This window comes from Roseibaca calidilacus (assembly GCF_001517585.1).
Classification (GTDB): Bacteria; Pseudomonadota; Alphaproteobacteria; order Rhodobacterales; family Rhodobacteraceae; genus Roseinatronobacter; species Roseinatronobacter calidilacus.
On record NZ_FBYC01000004.1, the window covers coordinates 1,587,849 to 1,614,308 of the forward strand.

The 26,460-nt window shown below is 62.4% G+C and carries 26 protein-coding genes; 11 read left to right on the forward strand and 15 right to left on the reverse strand.

Features of this window, described 5'->3' with window-relative positions:
* The first annotated feature begins 35 nt into the window (after positions 1–35).
* Positions 36–746, forward strand: a complete 711-nt coding sequence (gene recO / locus AWT76_RS11360) for a DNA repair protein RecO (RefSeq protein WP_072246449.1) — start codon at positions 36–38, stop codon at positions 744–746.
* A 149-nt stretch (positions 747–895) separates the two neighbouring features.
* Here the strand turns inward: recO and AWT76_RS11365 are convergent, their stop codons facing one another.
* The 3 genes from AWT76_RS11365 to trpS form a co-directional block, all read right to left on the reverse strand.
* Positions 896–1,492, reverse strand: coding sequence for a L,D-transpeptidase (locus tag AWT76_RS11365; RefSeq protein ID WP_072246450.1), 597 nt, complete (start codon positions 1,490–1,492; stop codon positions 896–898).
* A gap of 107 nt (positions 1,493–1,599) precedes the next feature.
* Positions 1,600–2,619 carry a hypothetical protein gene (locus tag AWT76_RS11370; RefSeq protein WP_072246451.1) on the reverse strand — a complete coding sequence of 340 codons (1,020 nt, stop codon included), beginning with the start codon at positions 2,617–2,619 and terminating at the stop codon, positions 1,600–1,602.
* Positions 2,616–3,641 (reverse strand): tryptophan--tRNA ligase, encoded by a 1,026-nt coding sequence (gene trpS, locus AWT76_RS11375; RefSeq protein WP_072246452.1) that lies wholly within the window; start codon positions 3,639–3,641, stop codon positions 2,616–2,618. The genes AWT76_RS11370 and trpS overlap by 4 nt, the downstream gene beginning before the upstream one ends.
* Positions 3,642–3,721: 80 nt before the next feature.
* Here trpS and AWT76_RS11380 point away from each other — a divergent pair, with 80 nt between their 5' ends.
* Positions 3,722–4,372 carry a rhomboid family intramembrane serine protease gene (locus AWT76_RS11380; protein ID WP_072246453.1) on the forward strand — a complete coding sequence of 217 codons (651 nt, stop codon included), beginning with the start codon at positions 3,722–3,724 and terminating at the stop codon, positions 4,370–4,372.
* A gap of 260 nt (positions 4,373–4,632) precedes the next feature.
* On the forward strand, positions 4,633–5,523 hold the full coding sequence (locus tag AWT76_RS11385; RefSeq protein WP_141655946.1) for a hypothetical protein: 891 nt from the start codon (positions 4,633–4,635) through the stop codon (positions 5,521–5,523).
* Positions 5,524–5,775: 252 nt separating this feature from the next.
* Here AWT76_RS11385 and thrS read toward each other — a convergent pair whose 3' ends face one another.
* Entirely contained in the window at positions 5,776–7,722 is a 1,947-nt protein-coding gene (gene thrS / locus AWT76_RS11390) for a threonine--tRNA ligase (protein WP_072246455.1), read from the reverse strand.
* Positions 7,723–7,838: 116 nt separating this feature from the next.
* Here thrS and AWT76_RS11395 point away from each other — a divergent pair, with 116 nt between their 5' ends.
* Together AWT76_RS11395 and AWT76_RS11400 are read left to right on the forward strand one after the other, a co-directional pair.
* Positions 7,839–9,134, forward strand: coding sequence for an MFS transporter (locus AWT76_RS11395; protein WP_072246456.1), 1,296 nt, complete (start codon positions 7,839–7,841; stop codon positions 9,132–9,134).
* Complete coding sequence (locus AWT76_RS11400; RefSeq protein ID WP_072246457.1) at positions 9,127–9,861, forward strand: alpha/beta fold hydrolase; 735 nt, start codon at positions 9,127–9,129, stop codon at positions 9,859–9,861. Before AWT76_RS11395 ends, AWT76_RS11400 begins: the two co-directional genes overlap by 8 nt.
* Before the next feature lie 53 nt (positions 9,862–9,914).
* Here AWT76_RS11400 and AWT76_RS11405 read toward each other — a convergent pair whose 3' ends face one another.
* A complete protein-coding gene (locus AWT76_RS11405; protein WP_072246458.1) occupies positions 9,915–10,949 on the reverse strand; it encodes a hypothetical protein in 1,035 nt (344 codons plus the stop codon).
* A 67-nt stretch (positions 10,950–11,016) separates the two neighbouring features.
* Entirely contained in the window at positions 11,017–12,642 is a 1,626-nt protein-coding gene (locus AWT76_RS11410; protein ID WP_072247660.1) for an AMP-binding protein, read from the reverse strand.
* Between the two features lie 252 nt (positions 12,643–12,894).
* On the opposite strand from AWT76_RS11410, the gene AWT76_RS11415 reads away from it, so the two are divergent.
* Complete coding sequence (locus tag AWT76_RS11415) at positions 12,895–13,629, forward strand: Hint domain-containing protein (RefSeq protein ID WP_072246459.1); 735 nt, start codon at positions 12,895–12,897, stop codon at positions 13,627–13,629.
* A gap of 94 nt (positions 13,630–13,723) precedes the next feature.
* Positions 13,724–14,395 (forward strand): Hint domain-containing protein, encoded by a 672-nt coding sequence (locus AWT76_RS11420; protein ID WP_072246460.1) that lies wholly within the window; start codon positions 13,724–13,726, stop codon positions 14,393–14,395.
* 12 nt (positions 14,396–14,407) lie between these two features.
* On the opposite strand, the gene AWT76_RS11425 is transcribed toward AWT76_RS11420, so the two are convergent.
* The 5 genes from AWT76_RS11425 to AWT76_RS11445 all read right to left on the reverse strand — a co-directional run bounded on the left by AWT76_RS11425 (position 14,408) and on the right by AWT76_RS11445 (position 20,485).
* Entirely contained in the window at positions 14,408–16,600 is a 2,193-nt protein-coding gene (locus tag AWT76_RS11425) for a 3-hydroxyacyl-CoA dehydrogenase NAD-binding domain-containing protein (RefSeq protein ID WP_072246461.1), read from the reverse strand.
* An 11-nt stretch (positions 16,601–16,611) separates the two neighbouring features.
* The gene (locus AWT76_RS11430) at positions 16,612–17,823 is read right to left on the reverse strand and encodes an acetyl-CoA C-acetyltransferase (protein ID WP_072246462.1); all 1,212 of its coding nucleotides are present in this window, start codon (positions 17,821–17,823) and stop codon (positions 16,612–16,614) included.
* Positions 17,824–18,065: 242 nt separating this feature from the next.
* Positions 18,066–18,278, reverse strand: coding sequence for a hypothetical protein (locus AWT76_RS11435; protein ID WP_072246463.1), 213 nt, complete (start codon positions 18,276–18,278; stop codon positions 18,066–18,068).
* Positions 18,279–18,289: 11 nt separating this feature from the next.
* Entirely contained in the window at positions 18,290–20,062 is a 1,773-nt protein-coding gene (locus AWT76_RS11440; RefSeq protein ID WP_072246464.1) for an acyl-CoA dehydrogenase C-terminal domain-containing protein, read from the reverse strand.
* A gap of 24 nt (positions 20,063–20,086) precedes the next feature.
* The gene (locus AWT76_RS11445; protein ID WP_072246465.1) at positions 20,087–20,485 is read right to left on the reverse strand and encodes a MerR family transcriptional regulator; all 399 of its coding nucleotides are present in this window, start codon (positions 20,483–20,485) and stop codon (positions 20,087–20,089) included.
* Between the two features lie 164 nt (positions 20,486–20,649).
* On the opposite strand from AWT76_RS11445, the gene AWT76_RS11450 reads away from it, so the two are divergent.
* From AWT76_RS11450 to AWT76_RS11460, 3 genes are read left to right on the forward strand one after another with little or no spacing between them, the layout of a single operon-like run.
* Complete coding sequence (locus AWT76_RS11450) at positions 20,650–21,060, forward strand: PaaI family thioesterase (RefSeq protein WP_072246466.1); 411 nt, start codon at positions 20,650–20,652, stop codon at positions 21,058–21,060.
* Positions 21,057–21,572, forward strand: coding sequence for a PaaI family thioesterase (locus AWT76_RS11455; protein WP_072246467.1), 516 nt, complete (start codon positions 21,057–21,059; stop codon positions 21,570–21,572). The genes AWT76_RS11450 and AWT76_RS11455 overlap by 4 nt, the downstream gene beginning before the upstream one ends.
* Positions 21,556–22,869 carry an MATE family efflux transporter gene (locus tag AWT76_RS11460; protein ID WP_072246468.1) on the forward strand — a complete coding sequence of 438 codons (1,314 nt, stop codon included), beginning with the start codon at positions 21,556–21,558 and terminating at the stop codon, positions 22,867–22,869. The genes AWT76_RS11455 and AWT76_RS11460 overlap by 17 nt, the downstream gene beginning before the upstream one ends.
* A 5-nt stretch (positions 22,870–22,874) precedes the next feature.
* On the opposite strand, the gene AWT76_RS11465 is transcribed toward AWT76_RS11460, so the two are convergent.
* The 4 genes from AWT76_RS11465 to AWT76_RS11480 all read right to left on the reverse strand — a co-directional run bounded on the left by AWT76_RS11465 (position 22,875) and on the right by AWT76_RS11480 (position 25,307).
* Positions 22,875–23,933 (reverse strand): quinone-dependent dihydroorotate dehydrogenase, encoded by a 1,059-nt coding sequence (locus tag AWT76_RS11465; protein WP_072246469.1) that lies wholly within the window; start codon positions 23,931–23,933, stop codon positions 22,875–22,877.
* Positions 23,930–24,268, reverse strand: a complete 339-nt coding sequence (locus AWT76_RS11470) for a DUF952 domain-containing protein (protein ID WP_072246470.1) — start codon at positions 24,266–24,268, stop codon at positions 23,930–23,932. Before AWT76_RS11470 ends, AWT76_RS11465 begins: the two co-directional genes overlap by 4 nt.
* A 39-nt stretch (positions 24,269–24,307) precedes the next feature.
* Positions 24,308–24,763 carry an Lrp/AsnC family transcriptional regulator gene (locus AWT76_RS11475; RefSeq protein ID WP_072247661.1) on the reverse strand — a complete coding sequence of 152 codons (456 nt, stop codon included), beginning with the start codon at positions 24,761–24,763 and terminating at the stop codon, positions 24,308–24,310.
* Between the two features lie 85 nt (positions 24,764–24,848).
* On the reverse strand, positions 24,849–25,307 hold the full coding sequence (locus AWT76_RS11480; protein WP_072246471.1) for an Lrp/AsnC family transcriptional regulator: 459 nt from the start codon (positions 25,305–25,307) through the stop codon (positions 24,849–24,851).
* A 130-nt stretch (positions 25,308–25,437) separates the two neighbouring features.
* Here AWT76_RS11480 and ilvC point away from each other — a divergent pair, with 130 nt between their 5' ends.
* A complete protein-coding gene (gene ilvC, locus AWT76_RS11485) occupies positions 25,438–26,460 on the forward strand; it encodes a ketol-acid reductoisomerase (RefSeq protein WP_072247662.1) in 1,023 nt (340 codons plus the stop codon).

Below are 26,460 nucleotides of genomic sequence, written 5' to 3' on the forward strand. Positions count from 1 at the left end.
TTGCCCCGCGCCGTGGTTTAGGCCAACGCTGGCGCATGGAATGGCGCGATGAAGCAATCCTTCTGGCAAGCCGCCCCTTGGGCGAAGGGACCGCGCTGATCGATGTGTTCAGCGGGCTGCACGGGCGCTATGGCGGCGCTTTGCGCGGGGGGGCTTCTCGCAAGATGGCGCCGCTGTTGCAGCCCGGCGCGCAGTTGGATGCCACATGGCGCGCGCGGCTGGACAGCCAGTTGGGCAATTTCACGGTGGAACCTTTGCGCGGGCGGGCGGGGGCGATCCTGTCGGACCGGCTGGCGCTGCTGGGGTTGGGCGCGGTCTGCGCGCTGACGCGTTACGCCCTGCCCGAACGCCAGCCCTATCCAGAGCTATACCGCCACACGCTTGCGCTGCTGGACCGGCTGGGCCAGCCCGGCTGGCTGCACGATTACGCGCTGTGGGAACTGACCTTGCTAGAGGAAACCGGCTATGGGCTGGACCTTGCGCAATGCACCGTCACGGGCGCAACAAAGGGGCTGGCCTATGTCAGCCCGCGCACGGGCCGCGCTGTCACCGCAGAGGGCGCGGGCGACTATGCCGCGCGGCTATTGCCACTGCCGGAAGGCCTACGCCCCGGCGGTGCGCTGGATGCCGAAGGGTTGCGCAACGCGCTGGCGCTGAGCGGCCATTTCCTGACCGATTGGCTGGCGCGCGCCATGGACAAACCCTTGCCAGAGGCGCGGGCAAGGCTTTTGCGCGCGGTGGCGTGACCACAGAACAAAGCCCTGGACCTTTGGCCGGGGCTTTTATGCGGAACTTCTGGCCGCCTGTCGTGCGTGGCGGTTGCATAACCTGCCCCACCGTTTGTGGGGGCCTGTGTTGTCGCGCAAAACCCGAAACCAGCTTTGCGCGACAGTCACTAAATTACGCGCACCTGCGTGCCGATCTGGACCAGTTCATACAGGTTTTCCGCATGCGGATTCAGCAAGCCGAAACACCCGTTCGACGCCCGCCGCCCGATCTTGGCAGGGTTGTCGATGCCGTGAATGCGGTAATATTGCCAGCTAAGGTTCAACGCGCGCGACCCCAGAGGGTTGCGCGGGTCCGCCCCTTCGACACGCTCAGGCAAGGACGGGTCACGTTCGCGCATTGACGGCGTGGGAATCCACGTGGGTTCAAACCGCTTGAGCGTGATTTCGGTATAACCGCGCCGGGTGAATTCTTCAGACATCGGCACCGAACAAGGATGCACCAGATAAGTGCTTTCATCCTCGGACCAGTAATGCAGCGCGCGCGAATAGGTGTCGCACAGGATGGCCCCCTTGCGCAGCGATTTGAAATGATCTTTCCAGTGATGGTTGCGAAAGCCCATCACGTTGCGAGGCGCGGTGCGGATATTTTCCTCGCCCTCGTAGTCCGGCAAGGCTTGGGCGCGCAAGACCGACGGGGTCGCCAAAGCCCCCAGAACCATCGCCCCGGACCCCAGAAGCGCGCGGCGTGAGAGTTTGTCAGACATGCCATATTCCTCTTGTCGAATTTGTCGCATAAATGCCTGTGAAGCGCCCAGAATAGCAAGTCACGACCGCGTGGGGAAGCGGCGCTGTGGCGCGGTTGCATCGGATTTCAGAGCCGTCGTCGCAGCAGGCGCAGCGCACGGCCCGCAATCAGGCCGCCCAAGGCCGACAGCATCCCCGAAAGGGTGGCGGCCAATGCCCAGACCTCGTCCGACAGGCGCAGGCCCAGCCGCAGAACGCGCGATTTGCCCAGCACTTCCAGCGCCGCGGTGCTGCGCGGGCCAAGGGCACGGGCGGTGCGGGCCATGGCACGCGCATCTGGCACGGTTTGCGCCGCGCCCATCAGGTGCAAGGTGGCGCGTGTTCCCGCGCTGGCGCGCATGGCGCCAAACTCTTTGGTCAACCGAATCGCAGGCGTCAGCGCGTCTGTCCGCGTGGCGCGGCCCAATGGAGCCCCGCGCGACAGCGCTGCCCAATCCACCCCCTCGCGGAAAGCGCGGATATAGACGCGGCGCAGATCGGGCGCGAGCCGCCCCATCCGATGCGCGACCCGCAGCAGCCCGGCCCCGGCCTTGACGGTGTAAGACGTGCCGCCGGTGAACACCACCGCCCCGGTCGCGGCGACCCCGACCAGCGCCAATGTCAGGTCTAGCCGGTCCACCTCTGCGCCCTGCCCGGCTGCCAGCCCCTCGCGGCCCAAGACAAGCAGATCGCCCGCAACCGTCAGGTTCATCCCGATGCCGCAGGCCAGATCGGGGCCAAGGGTGCAGCGCGACAGGTCATAACTACAAGCCCAGCAGGCGCGGGCCTTTGCCGCGAAGCTGAAATCTTGCGCGCGGGCAGCGTCGATCCGGGTTTGCAGGTCAGGCGGCAAGGCCACGTTTTCAGCCAGAAGCGCGTCGATAACATGCCAGTTGCGCGGGGTTTCGGCCAGCCGCGTATCCAGCAATTCCGCCACGCGCGCGGGCGTCGCCGCGCGGGCCAGCGCCGCCGTGTAAACCTGCGCCAAGCTATCTTCCGCACGCTCGACCCACCAGCCGCCAGCGCGCCACAGCGCCACGACCTGCCAACCGCTTGCCAGCGCCAAACCCAGCGCCAAGGCGGCCAGCAGGCGGCGCGCCCAGATCATGGGCGAGAGCGCACCAGCCCCACGATGTCGTAGCACTGTTCCAAGATTGGCTGTGCGATGGCATTGGCGCGCGCCGCCCCCGCGCCCAAAATCCGGTCAATCTCTGTCACATCCTGCATCAGGCGGCTCATTTCCGCGTTGATCGGGGCGAGTTTTTCGACCGCAAGATCGGCCAGCGCGGGTTTGAACGTGCCAAAGCCCTGACCGGCATATTGCGTCACCACGGCTTCGGGGGTCATATCGGCCAAAGCGGCATAGATATTGACAAGATTGCGCGCCTCGGGCCGCTCTGCCAGCCCGTCAAGGCTGTCGGGCAACGGGTCGGGGTCGGTGCGCGCTTTGCGCAGTTTTTGCGCGATCGTATCGGCATCATCGGTCAGGTTGATGCGGCTCATATCTGACGGGTCGGATTTCGACATTTTCTTGGTGCCATCGCGCAAAGACATGACACGGGTTGCGGCACCTTCGATCACGGGTTCCACGATGGGGAAAAACTCGACCCCGAAATCATGGTTGAACTTGGCGGCAATGTCGCGGGTCAGTTCCAGATGCTGTTTTTGATCCTCGCCCACCGGCACATGGGTGGCGTGATAGGCCAGAATATCGGCGGCCATCAGCGCGGGGTAGGCAAACAGGCCAACACTGGCGTTTTCGGCATTCTTGCCCGCCTTGTCCTTGAACTGGGTCATGCGCTTTAGCCAGCCCATGCGGGCCACACAGTTGAAAATCCACGCAAGTTCGGCATGGGCGGGCACTTGGCTTTGGTTGAACAGGATAGACCGCGCCGGGTCTATGCCCGCCGCGATAAAGCCTGCCGCCAATTCACGCGTGGCGTGGCGCAGCTTGGCAGGGTCTTGCCAGACAGTGATCGCGTGCAGATCGACAATGCAATAAATGGTTTCCGTGCCGGCATCTTGCGCCTGCACAAAGCGTTTCAGCGCGCCAAGGTAATTGCCCAGCGTCAAACCGCCCGAGGGCTGGATGCCGGAAAAGATGCGCGTGGCGAAAGCCGTGTCGGACATGAGACGCGATGCTCCGTGCTGGAATTGCTGTTGGCAATCGCTTAGCCTTGGGGGCTGTCAAGGTCAACCAAGGCCCGCCCATGCATGACGTCCCGCGCCCTGCCCCCATTGTGAACCCGTTGCCATGGGCCGTTTGGCTGCTGACATTTGGCGTGGCCGGGGTGGAGCTTGTGCTTTGGGCTGGGGCGCATGGGCTGGTCAACTGGGCTGGAAGCGCCGGATGGCGCGCGCAAGCACTGGTGGCCTTTGGCATCAGCCCCGAATTGCAGCGCTGGATGTGGGACAGCGGGCGCTACCCGCCAGAAGGGCTGTGGCGCTATTTGGCCTACGGGTTCTTTCACCTTGGCCCAATGCAAGCCGCCTTGGTCATGGTCATAACCGCCGCGCTTGGCAAGATCTGCGCCGAACGTCTTGGGTCGGTGAAGGTGCTTGTGCTGTTGCTGGTCGCGCAAGCAATGGGCGGCGTGGTCTTTGGGCTGGTCGCCGATCCCGGCGCATGGCTGATTGGCGGCTACCCGATGATCTTCGCGCTGGCGGGCGCCTATGGCATGCTACTGCGCACTCGGCCTGCGCTGTTCATGGTGGCGGTGCTGGTCGCGGCCCGGCTGGCACTGACCGCCATGGCCGGGGGCGGTATGGATTGGCTGGCGGACCTGACCGCGCTTGGCATGGGGGCCGCCTTGGCCCGCGCATTGGACGGGCCAATTCTGGAACGGCTGCGCCGACGCTAGGCCGTATTGTGGATAGACGGAATAGATGCTCTGACCGCCATCGCGCCCGGCAAATATGATGGGTGGAAAAGACCGCACCTGCGGGGATTGGTCGGGGCTGGTGCCCCCGCCTCCGCGCCGCCTTTTCCACTCACAGACTTATTGGCAGCGGGCGCTGTGTTCAAGAACCATGCCCCAAGACGGATGCGGAAAACAATCACCCTTGCTTTGACGGAAAAGCGCGACATAAATTTCATATTGGGGCAACGTGGATGCGTTCAATGAAACACGTGTTTTTATCTGTTCTAATGTCAATGATCGCACCGGCAGCGTTTGCGCAATCTTGGACACACGGTCCCGACAGGGCCACCGCCCCCCCACCCATTTCGGGCACACCGACGGGCGGGCCGAATACCGGCGGCTTTGAAATTGTCTGCCATCAGGGGGAATGGTCGCTGTATTTATTCGCTGGGGTCGCGCCTGAGAGGACCGGATCGCGGTCTCCCGCGACGATCAGTGTCGATGGTCAGCGTTTCGAGACAACTTTCGAGCCGCGCCCCCCAAGCGCAGACGAAGGCCTCGTTATCACCCCATCAATCATCCAAGCGCTCAAGTCGGGCAATCGGGTCGAAATCACCTTTCCCACGGGTGGCACCCCCTACAGCGCAACGTTCGGACTTCGCGGCTCGTCGCGTGCCTTGGGGGCGGTTGAAGCCGGGTGTGCCTACCCGACGCCGATTACAGCGCCACAGCGCTTCAGATCGGGCATTGGCCATAGCTCTGCCGAAGCGGTCGCTTTGGCAAGGACCATTCTGTCCGATGATCTTGCTCAGATGCGCCTGGAAGCGAGCAAGCCAGATATCGACGTCGAGGCCGCATGGTTTGTTGACCTCGATGATGGCTGGCGGTTCATTATCGCTACCGTTGGCGCGTCGAATTTTCATTTTGGGTTCAACGGTTTCGGAACAATTGTTCTGGCCAAGCCGGTTAATCAGGACTGGCAACAGGTCGGACCCCATGCGCCTTCATTTTGGGTGGCAGTAGATACGCAGGCGCGAAGTAATGGCTGGCCCAATCTCGTTTACCAGAACCAGCGAGGGATCAACCAACCATTCGTCTTTTGGCAATGGGACGGTCGTGACTATGTTTTCTCTCATAGAGTTGAAGGCTAGCTGCCCCCGACGGGGCCGGAGTTATCTGTATCCGGGGGCAGGTTCGAGCGTGGGCGCGCACTGTCAGACCAGCGGACCAACCTCGACAGCTTGCACTTTTCATCGGGCGCATCCCAAGCTGATGCGAGCAGATGGATGTGCTATTTTGTGCGTAGGACATGTTACGCTAAAGCGGTGTCCGATTTTGCACAAGAACATGCGAACACAAACAGCCAGAGCACGCCGCACACATACAATCGAACGCGACGCAGTTCAGCGCAGATCGGGCGGTGTGCCCTCGGCCACTAGGTCAGTCACCAACGCGTCCAAGCCTTGCGTTTGCGTGCGCGTGTCGCCCAAGCGACGCACGGACACGGTGCGCTCTTCGACTTCGCGCGCGCCCACAGCCAGGATGACCGGAACCTTGCCAAGCGAGTGTTCACGCACCTTGTAGTTGATCTTCTCGTTGCGCAGGTCCAACTCGGCGCGCAGGCCCGCCGCCTGCAACGCTGCGACCACCTCGCGACAGTAGTCGTCAGCATCCGACACGATCGACGCGACCACAACCTGACGCGGGGCCAGCCACAGCGGCAGCTTGCCCGCGAAATTCTCGATCAGGATGCCGATGAACCGCTCGAAACTGCCCAGAACCGCGCGGTGCAGCATGACAGGCCGGTGCTTTTCGCCGTCCTGCCCGATATAGCTGGCGTCCAGACGTTCGGGCAGGTTCGGGTCCACCTGAAGCGTGCCGCATTGCCAGTCGCGCCCGATGGCGTCGGTCAGCACGAATTCCAGCTTGGGGCCGTAGAACGCGCCCTCGCCTTCGAAAATCTCGTAAGCATGGCCTGCGGCGACCACGGCCTTGGCCAAGGCATCTTCGGCGTAATCCCAGCTTTCTTCCGTGCCGATGCGCTGTTCGGGCCGGGTGGACAGCTTGATCCGCCATTGCGTAAAGCCCAGATCGGCATAGATGCCCGACAGGAATTCGATGAATTTCGTCGATTCCGCCTCGATCTGGCTAGGCATGCAGAAGATATGCGCATCATCCTGCGTAAAGCCGCGCACCCGCATGATGCCATGCAGCGCACCCGAAGGCTCATACCGGTTGCACGAGCCAAACTCGGCCATGCGCAAGGGCAAGTCGCGGTAGCTTTTCAGGCCCACGTTGAAAATCTGCACATGGCAAGGGCAATTCATGGGTTTCAGCGCGTTGATGGTTTTCTCGCGCGCATGGTCCTCGTCCACTTCGACGATGAACATGTTTTCCTGATAGTTCTCCCAATGCCCCGACGCTTCCCACAGCTTGCGGTTCACCACCTGCGGCGTGTTCACCTCGACATAGCCGCCCCGGCGCTGCTGGCGGCGCATGTAATCTTGCAGCGTGGTGTAGATGCTCCAGCCATTCGCGTGCCAGAAAATCTGGCCCGGCGCTTCTTCCTGCATGTGGAACAGGTCCATCTCGCGGCCCAAGCGGCGGTGGTCGCGCTTGGCCGCCTCTTCCAGCATGGTCAGATGCGCTTTCAGGTCATTGCGGTTCTTGAACGCCACGCCATAGATGCGCTGCAACATGGGGCGCGTGCTGTCGCCCAGCCAATAGGCCCCGGCAATGCTCATCAGCTTGAACGCGTCGCCCGGCACTTGGCCGGTGTTCTGCAAATGCGGGCCACGGCACAGGTCTTGCCAAGGCCCGTGCCAATACATGCGCAGGTCTTCACCTTCGGGGATGCGGTCGATCAGTTCCACTTTGAACGGCTCATTCGCGTCCTTGTAATGCTGGATGGCGCGGGCGCGGTCCCAGACCTCCGTGCGCACAGGCTCGCGCGCGTTGATGATCGCGCGCATCCGCTCTTCGATCTGCGCCAAATCTTCGGGCACAAAGGGTTCCGCGCGGTCAAAATCGTAGAACCAGCCCTTGTCGCGCACAGGACCGATGGTCACTTTGACATCCGGCCAGATTTCCTGCACGGCCCGCGCCATGATATGCGCCAGATCATGGCGGATCAGTTCCAGCGCTTGGGCATCGTCCTGCATGGTGTGAATGGCGATGCTGGCATCTGCCATGATCGGCCATTGCAGGTCGTAATGCGCGCCGTTCACGGTGGCGGAAATGGCCTTTTTGGCCAAGGACTTGGAGATGCTTTCAGCGACCTCTGCCGCCGTTACGCCCGCCTCATAGTCGCGCGCATTGCCATCGGGAAATGTCAGGGAAATCTGGGCCATAAGCCGGTCCTCGTCTGTTTGGCGCCCACGGAACGCCCGGTTGCGGGTTATATGTTGCGCAGGGTTTGACCTTGGGTGCGGGGAAAGTCAAGCTGCGCGAAAACAGAGGATGGAAAATGACCCGACCCGCCGTGCAGACCGCCTATGACATGCTGTCATCAGAGGATGAAGGCCGCGTCTGCCGCGACATCTCCGACGCCGCGTGCCGCGCCCAGCCCGGCAGCTTCCTGCGTCACGCGCTGGCCTTGGGGCTGAACAAATCCGCCGACGGGTTGGTGGACCCCAAACTGGTGCTGTCATGGCTGATGACGCATCTGGGCGCACCTGCCGCGATGATCGGTTTTCTGGTGCCGATCCGAGAGGCAGGAGCGCTGTTGCCGCAACTGTTTACCGCCGCGCGCATTCGCGCCATGGCGCGGCGCAAATGGGCATGGGCGGCGGCAGCACTGGGCCAAGGCGCAGGCGCGGGCGTGATCGCGCTGGCGGCACTGACCGCCCAAGGCGCATTGGCAGGCATGTTGATCCTGCTGGGGCTGGCTGTGCTGGCCGTGTCGCGCTCGGTCGCCTCGGTCGCCTACAAGGATGTGCTGGGCAAAACCGTCGCCAAGGGCCAGCGCGGCACCGTCACGGGGCTGGCGGGAACTTGGGCGGCGGGCGTTTTGTTCGCCTTCGCGCTGGCGTTGATCTGGCTGGCAGAGGCGCGCTTTGCCATCGTCACGGGCGCGCTGATTGTGGCGGCGGTTGCGTGGGTCATGGCAGGCGCGGTCTTTGCCGGGCTGCGCGAAGAAGCGGGCGAAACCGAGGGCGGCGGCAATGGTGCGTCGGCCGCCTTCGCCAACCTGCGCTACTTGCGCGAGGATCGCGGCCTTGCGCGCTTTATCGTGGCGCGGGGGCTTTTGACCGCAACCGCGCTTGCGCCGCCATGGATCGTTGTGCTGGCATCGGACAATGACGCGCTGCAAGGTTTGGGCACGCTGGTGCTGGCCTCTGCCCTTGCCGCACTGCTGTCAAGCTATGTCTGGGGGCGGCTGGCGGACCGGTCGTCGCGCATGGTGTTGGTGCTGACCGGCATTTGCGGGGCCGTGTCCATGATCTTTGCGTTGGCATTCGCGGCCCTCGGGCTGACGGGCACGCTTTGGGCCATGCCGCTGGCGCTGTTCGGGCTGATGGTGGCGCATCAAGGCGTGCGGCTGGGGCGGTCCACCTATATCGTAGATATGGCCGCGCCAGAGCGCCGCGCGATCTATACCGCGATTGCAAATACCGTTATCGGGGTGATCTTGCTGGCCAGCGGCCTGTTCGGCGCCTTGGCCGCCTTGGGCGGGGCAGAACTGACATTGGCGCTGTTCACGCTGATGGCTTTGGGCGGCGCATGGACCGCTTACGGATTGAAGGAATTGGGCGATGGTTGACTATCTGGAAACGGCGCAGGGCCGCAAGCTGGCCTATCACAAGACCGACGGGCGCGGCCCCGGCATTGTTTTTTTGGGCGGGTTCATGTCGGACATGTCGGGCACCAAGGCCGTGTGGCTGGAAGACTGGGCGCGCAGCAATGGCCGAGCGTTCCTGCGGTTTGACTATTCTGGGCATGGCGAAAGCTCCGGTGCCTTTACCGATGGGTGCATTGGCGACTGGGCGGCAGATGCAATGGCCGCGCTTACCGCTCTGACAGAGGGGCCGCAAATTCTGGTCGGCTCATCCATGGGCGGCTGGATCGCGCTGTTGCTGGCGCGCGCCATGCCCGCGCGGGTGCACGCGCTGGTTGGCATTGCCGCCGCCCCCGATTTCACCGAGGACAGCATGTGGCCCGGCCTGAACGACGCCCAACGAGCCGAGATCATGGACAAGGGCCAGACCACCCTGCCCAACGACTATGACGCGCCCTATACCCTGACCCGCCGCCTGTTCGAGGATGGCAAGCACCAGCTTGTGCTGCGCAGCCCCTTGGCCTTGCCGTTCCCTGTGCGCCTGCTGCAAGGCACGCGCGACGAGGCCGTGGCAACCTCTGTCCCCTTGCGCCTGATGGACCATGCCGACTGCCCCGATATGCGGCTGGAACTGGTCAAGGATGCCGATCACCGCTTTTCCACGCCCGATTGTCTGACCCTGATCGCGCGCGCGATTGCAGAGCTAAGTTAAGCGGCGAATGTTCGAAAAGGGAAAGTTTGCGGGGCAATTAGCCCCCAAAACCATCAGAACACGCAGATATTCTGCAAGCTGACCCATTGCCCATCGCTAAGCAACGCGCGGCTGGGTGCCGCGCCCGCCAACGGGTCACCCTTGCGCAAATCGGGCAAAAGCGGTCCGACATCTGGGTCCAGCGCTTCGGGATTATCCGCAAACGCACGGGCCGACAGGTCCAACGCCTGAAACCGCGACAAAAGCTGTGCCACATCGGGCAAAGGGGCATCGGCGCGCATGAAGGGCCCGGCATAACCCGACAACGCTTCGGTCGGGACCGTGCCAGAGGTCAGCAAGCCCAATGTCCTGAGCACACCGATATGCCCCAGCACCGGCGCCACCGGATCCCCCATCCGCAGCCGCGCCTGTGCCAGCACCAAAGCACCGGCTAATGCCTCTGGGCTGTCGGCCATGTCGAGCAGCCGCGCGTCGATCACGAACACCCCGCCGGGCAAACCCGTGACCCGTGCGGCAGGCGTGTCTTGCAGCACATGCACCCGCGCGGGCTGTTCCAGCACCTGCCGTTGCAGCGCGTCCAGCGCCGCGCGGCCTTGGCTGGCGGTGCAAAGCTGCGCGCCCTGTGCTTGCAGATCCGCAACCAGCGCAGAGCCGATTTCATGGCGCGTGGTCCATGGCAATACCGTCGCGGTATGGCGTTCCAGCGCAGGGGGGAACAGGACCGCCACGCCCACCAGCGCCGCGACCGCAAACGCTGCATAAACCTTACCCCCCAGACGGTCGCGCCAGCGCCGGGGCGGTGCCAGTGCGGCCTGCACCACTTCCAGCGCTTCGATCAACCAGTCGTCATCCAGTTCCAGCACCTCTGCGCCATCGCCATCGGGGCTGTATAGGGCCGGGCGTTCACGCGGGTTGCGCCGCCGCACCGCGGGCAAGGACCAATGCGACAAAACCTGCATCGAGCGGCTGTCGGAAATGACAAGGGTCGCATCGCCGAAATTGACCACGACCTCGCGGCGCTGGTCTTCAACCCGCGCAGACCACAGGCCGAGTCCTTCCAGTTTGCGATACTTGTCCAGCGCGGTCATGGCGCCCTGTGGTTATGATTACCCGATGCTCATTCCCTATCGCAGCCCAAGCGGCATGACCAGACGCTTACAAATCACGCACCTGTTCGCGTAATTCAAATTTTTGGATTTTCCCGGTAGAGGTTTTGGGCAAATCCAGCACAAGCACGCGCTTGGGCGTCTTGAAGCCGGCCAGCCGTTCGCGGCAAAATGCGATCAACTCGGCTTCGGACACCTCTTGCCCGTCCTTCAGTTCAATGCAAGCACAAGGCACTTCGCCCCATTTTGCGTCTGGCTTGGCGACCACCGCGGCAAGCGCAACGGCAGGATGTTTCATCAGCACGCCCTCGACCTCGACAGAAGAGACGTTCTCGCCGCCAGAGATGATGATGTCCTTCGCCCTATCGGCAATTTTGATGTAGCCGTCCGGGTGCTGAAAGGCGATATCGCCGGAGTGGAACCAGCCGCCCTTGAACGCCTCGGCAGTGGCTTGCGGGTTCTTGTAATAGCCTTTCATCACACCATTGCCGCGATGCATGATTTCCCCCAAGGCCGCCGCGTCGCGTGCCACCGGGGTCATGGTTTCGGGGTCCATGACCGTCACCCCCTCTGTGAAGGGCATGGCAACGCCGGTGCGGGCCTTGATCTCTGCCCGGTCATCGCCGTGCAAATGGTCAAACCCGTCATGCCACAGGCATTCGGTGTCGGGGCCATAGGTTTCGGTTAGCCCGTAAACCTGAGTCACATCAAAGCCCAAGGGTTCAATCGCGGCCAGCGTAGCAGCAGGCGGCGGCGCGCCTGCGGTGAACACCCGGACAATATGGTCAAAGCCTTTGCGCTCATGGTCCTTGGCGTTGATGATGGTCTGCAACACGATGGGCGCGCCGGCCAGATGCGTCGCGCCCTCATCTGCAATCGAATCATAGACCCCCGCCGCCGTAATATCGCGCAGGCAGATCATGGCGCCGCCAAGTGCGGGCAGCATCCACGGATGACACCACGCGTTGCAATGGAACATGGGCACGATGGTCAGGTAGCGCGGAAACAAGGTCATCTGCCATGAAATCGGCTGCGACAGCGTGGACAGATACGCGCCGCGATGGTGATACACCACGCCCTTGGGTCGCCCCGTCGTGCCGGATGTGTAATTCAGCGCAAGGCTTTCCCATTCGTCGGCGGGCATAATCCAGTCGAAACCGGCATCCCCCTCGGCCAGCAGCGCGTCATAGGTCAGATGCCTGCCGCTGGCGGCAATCCGGGCCTGCGCATCGGGCACTTCGACCAGCAGGGGCGGCGTGTCGAGCATGGCGCAGGCGGCTTCCGCCAAATCCAGCAGCGCGCTATCGACCAGCAGCAGCGCAGCACCGCCATGACCAAGGATATATTGCACCGTATCCACATCCAGCCGCGTGTTGATCGCGTTCAGGATCGCCCCGCAGGCCGGCACGCCGAAATGCGCTTCGGCATGGGCGGGCACATTGGGCAAGAGCGTGGCAACCACATCGCCGGGGGCCACACCCCGCCCCACCAGCGCAGAGGCCAATTGCGACACCCGCGCGTGATATTGCGCATAGCTGCGCCGCTCTGTGCCGTAGATGATCGCGTCACGCGGGGCGAACAGGTCGGCGGCGCGGCGCAAATGCGACAAGGGCGTCAGCGGCGTGAAATTCGCGGCGCACCGCGCCAACCCGGTTTCATCCCTTAGCCAGCCCATTTTCGCCTCCTGGTTGCAGATATTTCGCGCGCGGGCCATGAGTGGAATGGCCTGCGAAATATTATTGCTACGACGTAGCAAAATAGATAGCGAAATTGCAAGACCCGCCTGCAAGGCAGCCGCTTTGTGGCACAACAAAGGCGACAATTCCGGAAAATACCGTAGTTTGTCCCCGATTTTGTCCGTTAACACAGGTTAACGTTGTGCTCACGCAACCTGTTGGGTGGCGCAACCGCAAAGAGAGGACATCCCATGTTACCCTCGCTTCTAACGGTTACCAGTTCCGGTGCGCGTTATCGCACATTTCATGATCGCAGCAATGTCTGGCCAAGCGCCCAGACACCCGGCGCGCTACTGCCGGATTTCGGCAGCATTGTCGAAGGCTTGTTGCCCGGTCGCATGATCGCCACAGAAACGGGCTGGCGCCCCGTCGAAACCCTTGTGGCGGGCGATATGGTGCTGACATTCGATCATGGCATGCGTCGCCTTGAATCTGTTCTGACCAACCCGGTCGGCCCTGACCCTCGGACCGGCGGCAAGGCACGCGCGCTTCATGTGCCCCGGGACGCAATCGGCAATCGGCGCGCCATGACCCTGCTGCCCAGCCAGCTTGTGCTGCTGGATTGCCCTTATGCGCAAATCTATTTCGGCGCTCAGTTCATGCTGGTTCACGCCGCTTGCCTAGAAGGCTACAAAGGCATTTCGCGCATAGGGCTAAAGCAGGGTGTGCAAAGCTACATGCTGGCCTTTGCCCGCGAAGAGATCATCCATGCCGATGGCTCTGCCCTGCTATCCTGCCACGCGACCGACCGCGCCCCGCGCGCGCCGCGCCATAGAACCTACCCGCGTCTGACGGCAGAGCAGGCTCGGGCCTTCCAACACTGGGTCAAGATGCAAGCGGGCGCGCCGGTGCAATGTGCCACGCAGCCGGGTCGCGCGGTCGCGGCTCGGGCAACAACCCCGGTCCAAACCGCCCGGTTGCACTGAAAATGCCACATGCCGCGCCAAGGGCGTTCCATGACCAAGAAAAGGCCATGATTGCATGGCTTCGTTAACCTTGTTCTGACTTTGGAGTTCAAAGATGACACATCACCACCCGTTCGGCACGACACGTGATGCGAACACTTTCCCGAAATCGGGCAGCATCGCCGCGATTTCCACAACCATGCAAAAAGACGCAGCGCTTTATGCCATGGCGCTGCGTGAAGACGGGCTTTTGCCGGGCACGCTTGTGGCCACCGGCACCGGCTGGCGCAAGATTGAAACGGTGCGGCCGGGCGAGATGGTTCTGACCTTCGACAGCGGTATGCAACCCGTGGCAGAAGTGCATGAGCTGACCATCCCATACCATGCCCTGCCCCCGCACAAGGCCTTCATCATGGTCGTGCCACGCGGTGTTCTGGGCAACCGTCGCCAGATCGAACTGCTGCCATTGCAAGAGATCATCATCGAATCCGATTTCGCAGAGGAGCAATATGGCGACCCGTTCGTGCTGATTCAGGCGTTGATGCTGGACGGCTTTGACGGCATCCATCGCAAGCCATTGCACGGCGATCTAAGCATCTACATGCCGACCTTCGCGCAAGAGCAGTTGATCCACACCTGCGGAACGGCCCTTGTGACCGCCCGCGCTGAAAGCGACTTCTCTCCGTTCGAGGCCAGCAGCAACCTGCCCGCACGCGAATATACCCGCCTGCCGCTTGCAGACCTAAGCGCGTTGGCCGATAGCCTGAAAGAAGAACGGGCGGCCTAAGCCGCCCATATCTTATGCCGCCTTTGCCTTGGCATGGTAGAAGCGATGCCCCACCGCGGCCATGTCGCGCAGCATCTGCGGTGCCCTGAACCTTGGCCCATGCGCAGCTTCCAACTGGTCGCAAACTGCGACCGCATAGGGCGCGCCCAGCATGTCCAGCCATGAAAACGGCCCGCCCGACCAAGGCGCAAACCCCCAGCCCATGATCGCGCCGACATCGCCTTCGCGGATATCGGTCAGAACGCCCTCTTCCAGCGCGCGCACGGCTTCCAGCGCCTGTGCAAACATCAGGCGGTGTTGCACCGTGGTCAGGTCGGGCTGCTCCGCGGCTTGCGGGTATTTTGCGGCCAACCCTTCCCACAGGCCCAGACGTTTGCCTTTGTCGTCATAGGCGTAAAAGCCGGCGCTTGATTTGCGCCCCAACCGGCCCTGTTCGACCATCCAGAAGATGACCTCGTCAACATCGCCATCGGCATAGGCGTCGCCCAGCGCGGCGCGGGTGGCCTTGGCAATTTTTGCCCCCAGATCCAACGAGGTTTCATCCACCAGTTGCAACGGCCCCAGCGGCATGCCCATCAGCTTGGCAGCGTTTTCCACCAGCGCGGGGGCGACGCCCTCACGGACCATGCGCATCCCCTCATTCAGGTATGGGATGATGCAGCGGTTGGCATAAAAGAAGCGCGCGTCATTGACGACAATCGGCGTTTTGCGAATTTGGCGCACGAAATCCAGCGCCTTGGCCACGGCCAGATCGCCCGTCTCGCGGCCTTTGATAATCTCGACCAGCGCCATTTTATCGACCGGGCTGAAGAAATGGATGCCGATGAAATTGGCCTTGCGCGCGCTGGCCTTTGCCAGATCGGCAATCGGCAGCGTCGACGTGTTGGTGGCGAAAATCGCATCCGCGCCCAGCACCGCGTCGGCCTTTTGCGTGACCTCTGCCTTGACCTTTGGGTCTTCGAAAACGGCCTCTATCACCAGATCGCAGCCATCAAGCGCGGCATAATCTGTCGTCGGCGTGATGCGGGCCAAAACCTGCGCCTTGCCCTCTTCGGTGACCTTGCCGCGCTTCATGCCCTTGTTCAGGATATCCTCGGCATGGGCGTGCCCGCGCTCGGCCGCGTCTTGGGCGGCGTCGATCAGCACCACCTCTATGCCCGCATTGGCGGCCACATAGGCAATGCCCGCGCCCATCATGCCCGCGCCCAAAACGCCCAGCTTGCGGACCTTGGCATCGGGCGCATCGGGGCGGTTCGCGCCTTTTTCCAGCGCTTCCTTGTTGATGAACAAAGACCGGATCATCGCACTCGAGGACGGGTTCATCAGAACAGAGGTAAACCAGCGCGCCTCGATCTTCAGCGCGGCATCGAACGGCACCAAAGCCCCTTCATAGACCGCCGACAGCAGCGCCTTGGCCGCCGGGTAGACCCCTTGCGTCTTGCCATTGATCATGGCGGATGCCCCCACGAAGGTCATGAACCCCGCCGGATGGTAGGGCGCGCCGCCGGGTATTTTATAGCCCTTGGCGTCCCATGGTTTGACCAGATCGGCATCTTTCGCGGCCAAAACCCAGTCTTTCGCGCGGGCAAGTAGGTCTTCCGGGGCGACCACCTCGTCAATCAGGCCCGCAGATTTGGCGCGTTTTGGGTCCATCAGCTTGCCTTCCAACAGGAAGGGGGCCGCGCCCATCGCGCCCAGCTTGCGCGCCAGCCGCGTCGTGCCGCCTGCACCGGGGAAGATACCGACCTTGATCTCTGGCAAGCCGATCTTGGCGCGCGGATTGTCCGCCGCGAAAATGCGGTGGCAGGCCAAGGGCAGTTCCAACCCGATGCCCAGCGCCGTGCCGGGCAGCGCCGCGGCAATGGGCTTTGCCCCTTTCAGCGTTTTCGGGTCCATGCCCGCGCGTTCGATCTTGCGCAGGATCGCGTGCATGCCCATGATCGCATCGAACACCTGTTTGGCTGGGTCGGCGTCAACCACACCCTTGCCGGTGGCCAGAATGTTCAGGTCCATCCCGGCGGCGAAATCGGGCTTGCCGGACGTTATAATCACGCCCTTCACAGCCTCATCTGCCAGCGCGGTTTCGATATGCGCTTCCAGTTGCGCAAAACCCTCCAGCGACAGCACATTCATGGATTTTCCGGGCACGTCCCAAGTGATGGTGGCCACGCCGTCTACGTCCAGATCGTAAATGAATTCCTGCATTGTCACCTCCCTTACACGCGCTCGATGATGGTGGCGGCACCCATGCCGGATGCCACGCACAAGGTGGCAAGGCCCACGCCTTGGCCGGTGCGCTCCATCTCATCCAGCAGCGTGCCGATAATCATGGCGCCTGTCGCACCAAGCGGGTGGCCCATGGCAATCGCCCCGCCATTCACGTTCACCTTGCTGTCAGGCACGTCGAAAGCCTGCATGAAGCGCAGCACCACGGCGGCGAAGGCCTCATTCACCTCGAACAGGTCAATGTCGGAAATCTGCATGCCGCTGTCGCGCAGGATCTTTTCAGTTACGGGCACGGGGCCGGTCAACATAATCGTGGGATCGGTGCCGATTTTTGCAGTCGCGCGGATTTTGGCCCTTGGTTTCAAACCATATTTTTCGCCAAATGCCTTGCTGCCAATCAGCACGCCCGCCGCGCCATCGACAATGCCCGACGAATTGCCCGCATGGTGAATATGTTCGATTTTCTCAAGGTGGGGGTATTTCATGATCGCCACCTTGTCGAAGCCGGGCATCATCTCGCCAATCTCTTTGAAGGCAGGTTTCAATGCGCCCAAGCTTTGCATATCGGTGCCGGGGCGCGGGTATTCGTCACGCGCCAGAATGGTCAGGCCGTTCATGTCGCGCACCGGCACGATGGACCGATCAAACCGGCCCTCTTCCCACGCCAATGCTGCGCGGCGCTGGCTTTCGACCGCGAGCGCATCGGCCATCTCGCGGGTGAAGCCATATTCCGTGGCGATGATATCGGCGGATATCCCTTGCGGCACGAAATACTTCTCCATCGCGACACTTGGGTCCACCGCGACAGCCGCCCCGTCCGACCCCATGGGCACGCGGCTCATCATCTCGACCCCGCCGGCGACATACGCCGCACCAGCCCCCGCCCGCACTTGGTTGGCCGCAAGGTTGACCGCTTCCATGCCGCTGGCGCAGAAGCGGTTTATCGACAGGCCCGGAACCTGTTCGTCGAATTCGGATGCCATGACCACGGTGCGCGCCAGACAGCCGCCCTGCTCGCCCACCTGCGTGACATTGCCCCAGATGACATCTTCAATCGCGCGGGTGTCCAGATCGTTGCGCGCTTTCAGGGCATCCAGAACACCAGCGGACAGGCGCATTGCCGTCACCTCGTGCAGGCTGCCATCGGCGCGGCCCTTGCCGCGCGGCGTGCGCACGGCGTCATAGATGTAAGCGTCGGTCATGGTTTCCCTCCTCGTGCCAATTCTGGCAAATGTCGTGTCGCACTTAACAATCGCAAGATACGGCCCATCCGTGACAACACGCAGTTGCCCGCATCAGGCCCAAGTTCAGCGGCGGCAGCGCCTGCGACCGCGCGTCGCATCCCGTGACACCACGGGCCAAAGAGCGGGGCGCAGACCGCTTGATCGGCCCCAAAACACCCCTCCGCCAAAGCCGTCCGTCCGTTCTGCCCCGGGCACACGCATCACTTCTTGCGTGCCTCCAATTCGGAATTGAACAACCGCAACCTGTGGCCCAGATTGTCGGCATCCATGACAGAGTCGAAATTCTCGAACAGGAAGGACAGCGCCTCGCCCTCGTCCAGCCCGGCGTCCTGCGCGAAGCGGCGCAGGCGGCGATAGCCGTCCTCTGTCATGGCGGCGTTGAAGCGGCGGGTCAGGCGAAAGCGTTTGGGCATGCGTGCTCCTTTCAGAAATCAGTCTCTGCCAAGGCCATGACGGTTTCCGCGCCCGACCGGATGCGCGCCAGATGCAGCGCTGTCGCGGGCAGTTGACGGGCCATGTAATAGCGCGCGGTCGCCAGTTTCGTCTCATAAAACGCAGGATCGCCGGTGCCGGCATCAAGCGCGGCATAGGCCGCGCGGGCCATGCGCAGCCACATCAGCCCAAGGCAGACATGACCAAACAGGTGCATGAAATCGGTGGACCCGGCCAGCGCGTCATTGGGGTTCTTCATGCCATTTTCCATAAAGAACATACCCGCCGCCTGCATGTCCTTGGACGCCGCTTTCAACGCGTCGCGCAGGTCGGTCAGGCGGGGGTCATCGCTGCCCGCGACCTCGTCCTTGACCAGCGCGAAGAAGGCCATGACATGCTTGCCGCCGTCCTGCGCCAGCTTGCGGCCCACAAGGTCCAGCGCCTGCACGCCATTCGCCCCTTCGTAGATCATGGCGATCCGCGCGTCGCGGGCGAATTGGGACATGCCCCATTCTTCGATATAACCATGCCCGCCATAGACCTGCTGCGCCTGCACGCACATGTCAAAGCCCTTGTCGGTCAAAAAGCCCTTAACGACCGGGGTGAGCAGCGAGATCAGGCCATCGGCATCGGCATCTGTCGCGCGATGCGCGCGGTCGATCAGGCTGGCCCCCCACATGGTAAAGGCGCGCGCACCTTCGACAAAACTTTTCTGGTCCATCAGGATGCGGCGGATATCCGGGTGCACCAGCAGCGGGTCGGCCGGGCCATCGGGGTTTTTCGCCCCGGTTACGTCGCGCCCTTGCAGCCGGTCCTTGGCATAGGCAAGCGCGTTTTCGTAGGCGACGACCGCTTGGGCGTAGCCTTGCAGCCCCACCCCAAGGCGCGCTTCGTTCATCATGGTGAACATCGCGCGCATGCCCTTGTGCAGCTCGCCCACCAAGTAGCCCGTGGCACCGTCATAATTCATGACGCAGGTCGCATTGCCGTGGATGCCCATCTTCTCTTCAATATTGCCGACGCTGACGCCATTGCGCGCGCCCAAGCTGCCATCCTCGTTGACAAGGAATTTCGGCACGATGAACAGCGAGATGCCCTTGGTCCCCGCGCCCCCGCCCGGTGCCTTGGCCAGCACCAGATGGATGATGTTCTCGGCCATGTCGTGTTCGCCTGCCGAGATGAAAATCTTTTGCCCGGTAATGGCATAGCTGCCATCCTCCTGCGGCTCTGCCTTGGTGCGGATCAGGCCCAGATCGGTGCCGCAATGCGGTTCGGTCAGATTCATCGTGCCCGTCCAGTCGAGCGAGACCAGCTTGGGCAGGTATTGCGCTTTTTGCGCGTCAGAGCCATGCGCCAGAATGGCGGAAATCGCGCCATGGGTCAGGCCCTGATACATGTTCAGCGCCATATTGGCCGATACGAAAAATTCGCCCGTGGCGGAATTCATCACATAGGGCAGGTTCTGGCCGCCATATTCTTCGGGCAGATCCAACCCGTTCCAGCCACCATCCTTGATTTGCGCAAAGGCTTCGGCAAAGCCGGTGGGGGTGCGCACCACGCCGTTTTCCAACCGGCAGCCTTCGCGGTCGCCCGTGGCGTTTACCGGGGCCAGCGCGCCTTCGGCCAGCTTTGCCGCTTCCTCCAGAATGGCGCCGGTGGTGTCGCGGTCCAGATCGTCATAGCCCGGAATATCGCTTGCGCCGATATTCAGCACATCGTGCAGCACGAATTGCATGTCTTTGACGGGGGCGGTGTAGCTTGGCATCTCTCTCTCCCTTGAAACGCGCGCTTATTCGGCCGCGCGCGGTCGGTCAGCCTGGGACAGCACGTCATCCGCCCAGGCAAGGTCTTGCTTCAACTCGGAAATCGCATCGGTCAACTCGGCGCGCTGGCGTTCCATATCGGCCAAGCGTTCCTGCGCGATGTCGTAGGTCTTGCGCAGTTGCTTCAATTCGCTGTCGTCGCGGTCATACATTTCCAGCAACTGGCGAATTTGCTCTAGGCTGAACCCAAAGCGCTTGCCACGCAGGATCAGCTTTAGCCGGGCCTGATCGCGGCGGGTGAACAGGCGGTGCTGACCGTCGCGCTGCGGGAACAGCAATTCCTTGGCTTCGTAGAAGCGCAGCGTGCGCGGCGTGACGTCGAAATCGGCGCACATCTGGCGGATGGTCTTGAACTCTTCTGGCATGTCACGAATCCCACTCATGCTAGGAATTTCGGTCCGCAACCGGGTCTGATGTTACGAAACCATAAGTTGACGTTAACGTAAAGGGCAACGTGGCGTCAACCTCTGCCCCTTGCCTTTGCCCGTCCTGCGCGTGCAGATATGGGCATATGTCGCGGAGCTTGCCTATGAATGCCCAAAACTTCATTAACGCGCTGCCCTTTGCCAAGGCGCTTGCCATGCGGCTAGATGATCTGGGCGCAGGGCGCGCCGAAATCTCTATGCCGTGGGATGCGCGCTTCGTCGGGGACCCGGCAACAGGGGTCATTCATGGCGGCGCGGTTTCTGCGTTGATGGACACCTGCGGCGGGGCTGCGGTGCTGTCCGTGCCCGGTGCCACGACCACGGCCACGATCGACCTGCGTATCGACTATATGCGCGCGGCCACACCGGGCGCGCGGCTGGTGGCGAAGGCCGAATGCTACCATGTCACCCGCAACGTGGCCTTCGTGCGCGCCACCGCGCATGACGGCGGCGACACGCCCTTGGCCAGCGCAACGGGGGCTTTCACTTTTGCGGCGAAAGGGGCCACACCATGACCGCGCCCGAACCCGTGCAGGCCGTCAAGCAGCGCCGCGACCGGGCCTTGGCCAGCCTTGTCAGCGCGGTGCCTTATGCGCAGTTCCTTGGCATCTATTTCGAACGCCATGGCGACGAATTGACCGCCATTCTGCCCTATGACGACAAGCTGATCGGCAATCCGTTGTTACCCGCCATCCATGGCGGGGTGATCGCGTCCTTCCTGGAAGTGGCGGCGATTATCGAACTGAGCTGGGCCACAATCTGGCCCGATCTGGAAGCGGGCCGCATCACCCCAGAGGACATGACCCAAAACCTGCCACGCCTGCCAAAAACCATTGATTTCACTGTGGATTTCTTGCGCTCTGGCCTGCCGCGCGACGGCTATGCGCGCGCCCGTGTCAACCGCTCTGGCCGCCGCTACGCCAGCGTGCATGTCGAAGCGTGGCAAGACAACCGCGCGCGGCTGTTTGCGCAGGCAACGGGGCATTTCCTGATGCCCCAGACAGGCCAAGATGCCCGCGATCACTGACCGGCGCATCCTGCGCATTGCAGCACCCATCCTTCTGGCCAATATCGCCGTGCCGCTTCTGGGCGCGGTCGATACAGGCATTATCGGCCAGATGGGAGAGGCCGCACCCATCGGCGCCGTGGGCCTAGGCGCGATTATCCTGACCAGCATCTACTGGGTCTTTGGATTTCTGCGCATGGGCACGACGGGGCTTGTGGCGCAAGCCACCGGCGCGGGCGATCTGGCGGAAAGCGGCGCAATCCTGACGCGTGGGGTGCTGCTGGGCCTTGGCGCGGGCACGGTCATGGTGCTGGGACAGGTCGGGCTGATGGACGCGGCCTTCCTGATCGCGCCCGCCAGCGCCACGGTCGAAGCATTGGCCCGCGATTACCTTGCCATCCGCATCTGGGGCGCGCCCGCAACCATCGCGCTTTACGCGCTGAACGGCTGGCTGATCGCAACCGAACGCACCCGCAGCGTGCTGGCCTTGCAACTGTGGATGAGCGGGCTGAACGTGGTGCTGTCGCTGTGGTTCGTGCTGGGCTTGGGTTGGGGCGTGCCGGGCGTGGCCACCGCCACATTGATTGCGGAACTGACGGCCTTGGCGCTTGGCCTTTGGCTGTGCCGCGCCGCGTTTTCGGGCAATCAATGGCGCGACTGGCCACGCGTATTCGACCGCGCACGGCTGAAACGGATGTGGTCGGTCAATTCCGACATCATGCTGCGCTCGGTCGCGCTGCAAGGCGCCATGACAGGATTTCTGTTCATCTCTGCGGGGTTTGGCGATGTGGACTTGGCCGCCAACCAGATATTGTGGCAATTCGTGATTATCATCGCCCACGCGTTGGACGGCTTCGCCTTTGCCGCCGAGGCATTGGTGGGTCAGGCCGTGGGCGCGCGGGCCGTGGCGGATATGCGCCGCGCGGGGTTGCGCGCCGGGATCTGGGCCTTTGCGCTGGCGGGTATTATGGCGCTTGTATTCCTTCTGGGCGGGCCAAGCGTGATCGCGATGATGGCGCGCGATCTGGACGTGCAGGCAGCCGCCATAGCCTATCTGCCCTTTGTCGCCGCGATGGCGCTGACAAGTTGCGCGGCCTATATGCTGGATGGCATCTTCATTGGCGCAACCGGCACGCGCGAGATGCGCAACACGGTTATTTTGGCGGTCGCGATCTATGCACTGGTAATCTGGGCCTTCGTGCCGGGTTTTGGCAATGTCGCACTCTGGTCGGCGCTGATGCTTCTGAACATTCTGCGCGCGGTGTTCCTTGGCGCACTCTACCCGGCGCTGGAACGGCGTGTGGCGGGCGGGGTGTAAGGGGGCTAGAGCCAGTCTGCGCGGCCGGTGCCGGTGATTTCCGCGATATGGCTGTGCCCATCACGGTCCATCAGGTCTAACAGGCCCCGGTTCAGACGCGGCACCAGCGACAAGCCTTCATAGACAAGCGCGGAATAAAGCTGAACCGCAGACGCACCTGCACGCAGCTTGGCATAGGCTTGCTCGGCGCTACCGACACCGCCAACGCCGATAAGGGGCATCCTTCCGCCGGTCAGTTGCGAAAGCTGCGCCAGAACCCGTGTGGACATTTCGAACAATGGCTGGCCGGACAGGCCGCCTTTTTCGCCTGAACTGGCACTTTTCAAACCTTTGCGTTCCAGCGTGGTATTGGTGGCGATGATCGCATCGATACCGGTCTCTTGTGCCACAGCCGCGATTTCGGCCAGCTCGTCCGGATTAAGATCGGGCGCAATTTTCAGGAATACGGGGACCGCCCGCGCGAGTTCCGCGCGCGCGTCCATCACACCCTGCAACAGCGCCGACAGCGCCGCTGCCCCTTGCAGGTCGCGCAGCTTCTCGGTGTTGGGGGAGGACACATTGACAGTTGCGAAATCGACATGGGCACCGCAGATGCGCAGAACTTGCGCAAAATCGCCCGCGCGGTCGGCGCTGTCCTTATTGGCACCCAGATTTAGGCCCAGCACCATGCCATTGGGCCGCTTTGCAAGGCGCGCGGAAATCGCTTCCGCCCCGTCATTGTTGAAGCCGAAGCGGTTTATGACCGCGCCATCCTCGGGCAACCGGAACAAGCGCGGGCGCGGATTGCCGGGCTGCGGGCGGGGCGTGGCCGCGCCCACTTCGACAAAACCGAAACCCGCGCGGGAAAGACCGCCCAAGGCTTGCGCGTTTTTGTCAAAGCCTGCGGCAAGGCCAATGGGGTTGGGCAGATCCAGCCCCGCAACGCGCACCGCCAGCCGGGGCGAAACGACCGGGCGCGGCAGCGGCGCAAGCCCGCTGCGCAGCGCCTGAATGGCAAACCCATGCGCCGTTTCGGGGTCGAAAGCACGCAGCGCCGCCATGCCCAGACGTTCCAGCGCGCTCATACCAGCCCCTCTGGAAAGATATGGCCGCTTGCGCCCAAGGGCAGCGAGGTATCCCACACCACATCTTCCATGGTGAACGATCTGTAAAGATGTGGGAAAAGTGCACCCCCGCGCGACACCTCCCATTTTAGGGCAGCCCCAAGATGGTCAGGGTCGGCGGCGACCAGGACAAGATCACTCTGCCCCGCGAAATGCTTAGCGGCGGTTTCCATCAGCTGCGCCGCGGTCGAGAAATGGATAAAACCATCGGCAAGATCGACCGGCGCGCCGAGGGTTTCCCCTTTGGCTTTCATCTCATCCCATTCGGGACGGTGGAATATCTTGTAAATCAGCATGGCTGCGTCATGCCCCAAGGGGGCGCTTTGGTCAATCGGCTATAAGGGTCCGGGCAGGCGTTCTTCGCTTAGAAGGACATTGGCATCGACCGCCCCCACGCCCGGCAGCGTCATGATACGACGGCGCAGCACGCGTTCGAAATCTGACAGGTCGCGGGCGACAACGCGCAGGCGGTAATCATACAGGCCCAGCACATGCTGCACCGTCTGCACTTCGGGGATGGCCGAAACGGCACGTTCGAAATCTGCAAGACTGACGCGCCCCTTGGCGGCCAGCGTGATGCCAAGAAAGACGGTCACGCCAAAGCCCAGCGCGGGCAGGTCCAGATCCAGCCTGTGCCGGGCAATCGCACCTGCATCGCGCAAGCGTTTCAGGCGGCGCCACGCGGCGGGCTGGCTAAGACCCAAGCTGCGGCCCAGCGCCCCCGCCGACAGCGTGGCATCTTGCGCCAGCAGGCGTAGCAACTGGCGGTCAAGATCATCGAGCGCGATCATGTTGGGACCCGTGCAGAAGGGGCGCTGCCCCTCTGGCCCGCTGGCGCGGCCCATTCACCCCGGGATATTTGGGCAAGGATGAAGATCATATCGGCAGGCTTTCGTCGGATTTGATGTCGGACAGATGCATCAGCGCTTCCAGATCGGTGATATGCGGCAGGGTCAGGATACGGTCGCGGTAAATCTCCTGATAATGGCCCATGTCGCGGGCGATGATGTTCAAACGCAGGTCCACGCGGCCAAGGAATGTCTGGATTTCAAGCACTTCAGGAACAAGCCGGGCTTGGGCAATGAATTCGTCGAAGGCGCGCGGGTTGGTCTTATCAAGCGTAACGCGAAGCGAGACTTCGACCTGAAAGCCAAGCGCGCGCCAGTCGATGACCGCCTGTTGGCCGCGCAAGATGCCGCGCGCGCGCAAGCGGTCAAGGCGGCGCCAACAGGTGGCTTCGGTCACGCCGGCCCGCGCGGCAAGGTCGGCGGTCGGGGCCATTGGATTGGCCAAAAGCTGGCGCAACAGGCGGCGATCCGTATCATCAATTTGCATGATTTTTCAGAATTTTGGCATTTTACGAATGATTTATGCGTAGATACACGAAAAGATCAGAAGTTTGAAACGTATTTTCGACCAAAGCCCCTATTCTGTGCGCGAATGCAACACCAATGGAGGGACGGCCATGCGCGTCTACTATGATCGCGATTGCGATGTGAACCTGATTAAAGACAAGAAGGTGGCCATTCTGGGCTATGGCAGCCAAGGCCATGCCCATGCGCTGAACCTGCGCGATTCGGGCGCGAAAAACGTGGTCGTCGCCCTGCGCGAAGGGTCGAGCAGCGCCAAGAAATGCGAAGCCGAGGGCTTGCAGGTGATGGGCATTGCCGAAGCCGCCGCGTGGTGTGATCTGATCATGTTCACCATGCCCGACGAATTGCAGGCAGAGACCTATCGCAAATACGTCCATGACAACCTGCGCGACGGTGCGGCGATTGCTTTTGCCCATGGTCTGAACGTGCATTTCGGCCTGATCGAACCCAAGCCCGGCGTGGACGTTATCATGATGGCGCCCAAAGGCCCCGGCCACACCGTGCGCGGTGAATATACCAAAGGCGGCGGCGTGCCTTGCTTGGTCGCGGTGCATCAGGATGCCACGGGCCGCGCTATGGAAATCGGCCTGTCCTATTGTTCGGCAATCGGTGGCGGGCGGTCCGGGATTATCGAGACGAACTTCCGTCAGGAATGCGAAACCGACCTGTTCGGCGAGCAGGCCGTGCTGTGCGGTGGCTTGGTCGAGCTGATCCGCATGGGCTTTGAGACGCTGGTCGAAGCCGGCTACGAGCCGGAAATGGCCTATTTCGAATGCTTGCATGAAGTGAAGCTGATCGTCGACCTGATCTATGAAGGCGGCATCGCGAATATGAACTATTCCATCAGCAACACTGCGGAATATGGCGAATATGTCAGCGGTCCGCGCATTCTGCCTTATGACGAAACCAAGGCCCGCATGAAGGCGGTTCTGACCGACATTCAGCAGGGCAAATTCGTGCGCGATTTCATGCAGGAAAACGCCGTGGGCCAGCCCTTCTTCAAGGCCACCCGCCGCATCAATGACGAGCACCAGATCGAACAGGTCGGCGCCAAGCTGCGCGCGATGATGCCGTGGATCGGCGCATCCAAAATGGTGGACAAAGAGCGCAACTAA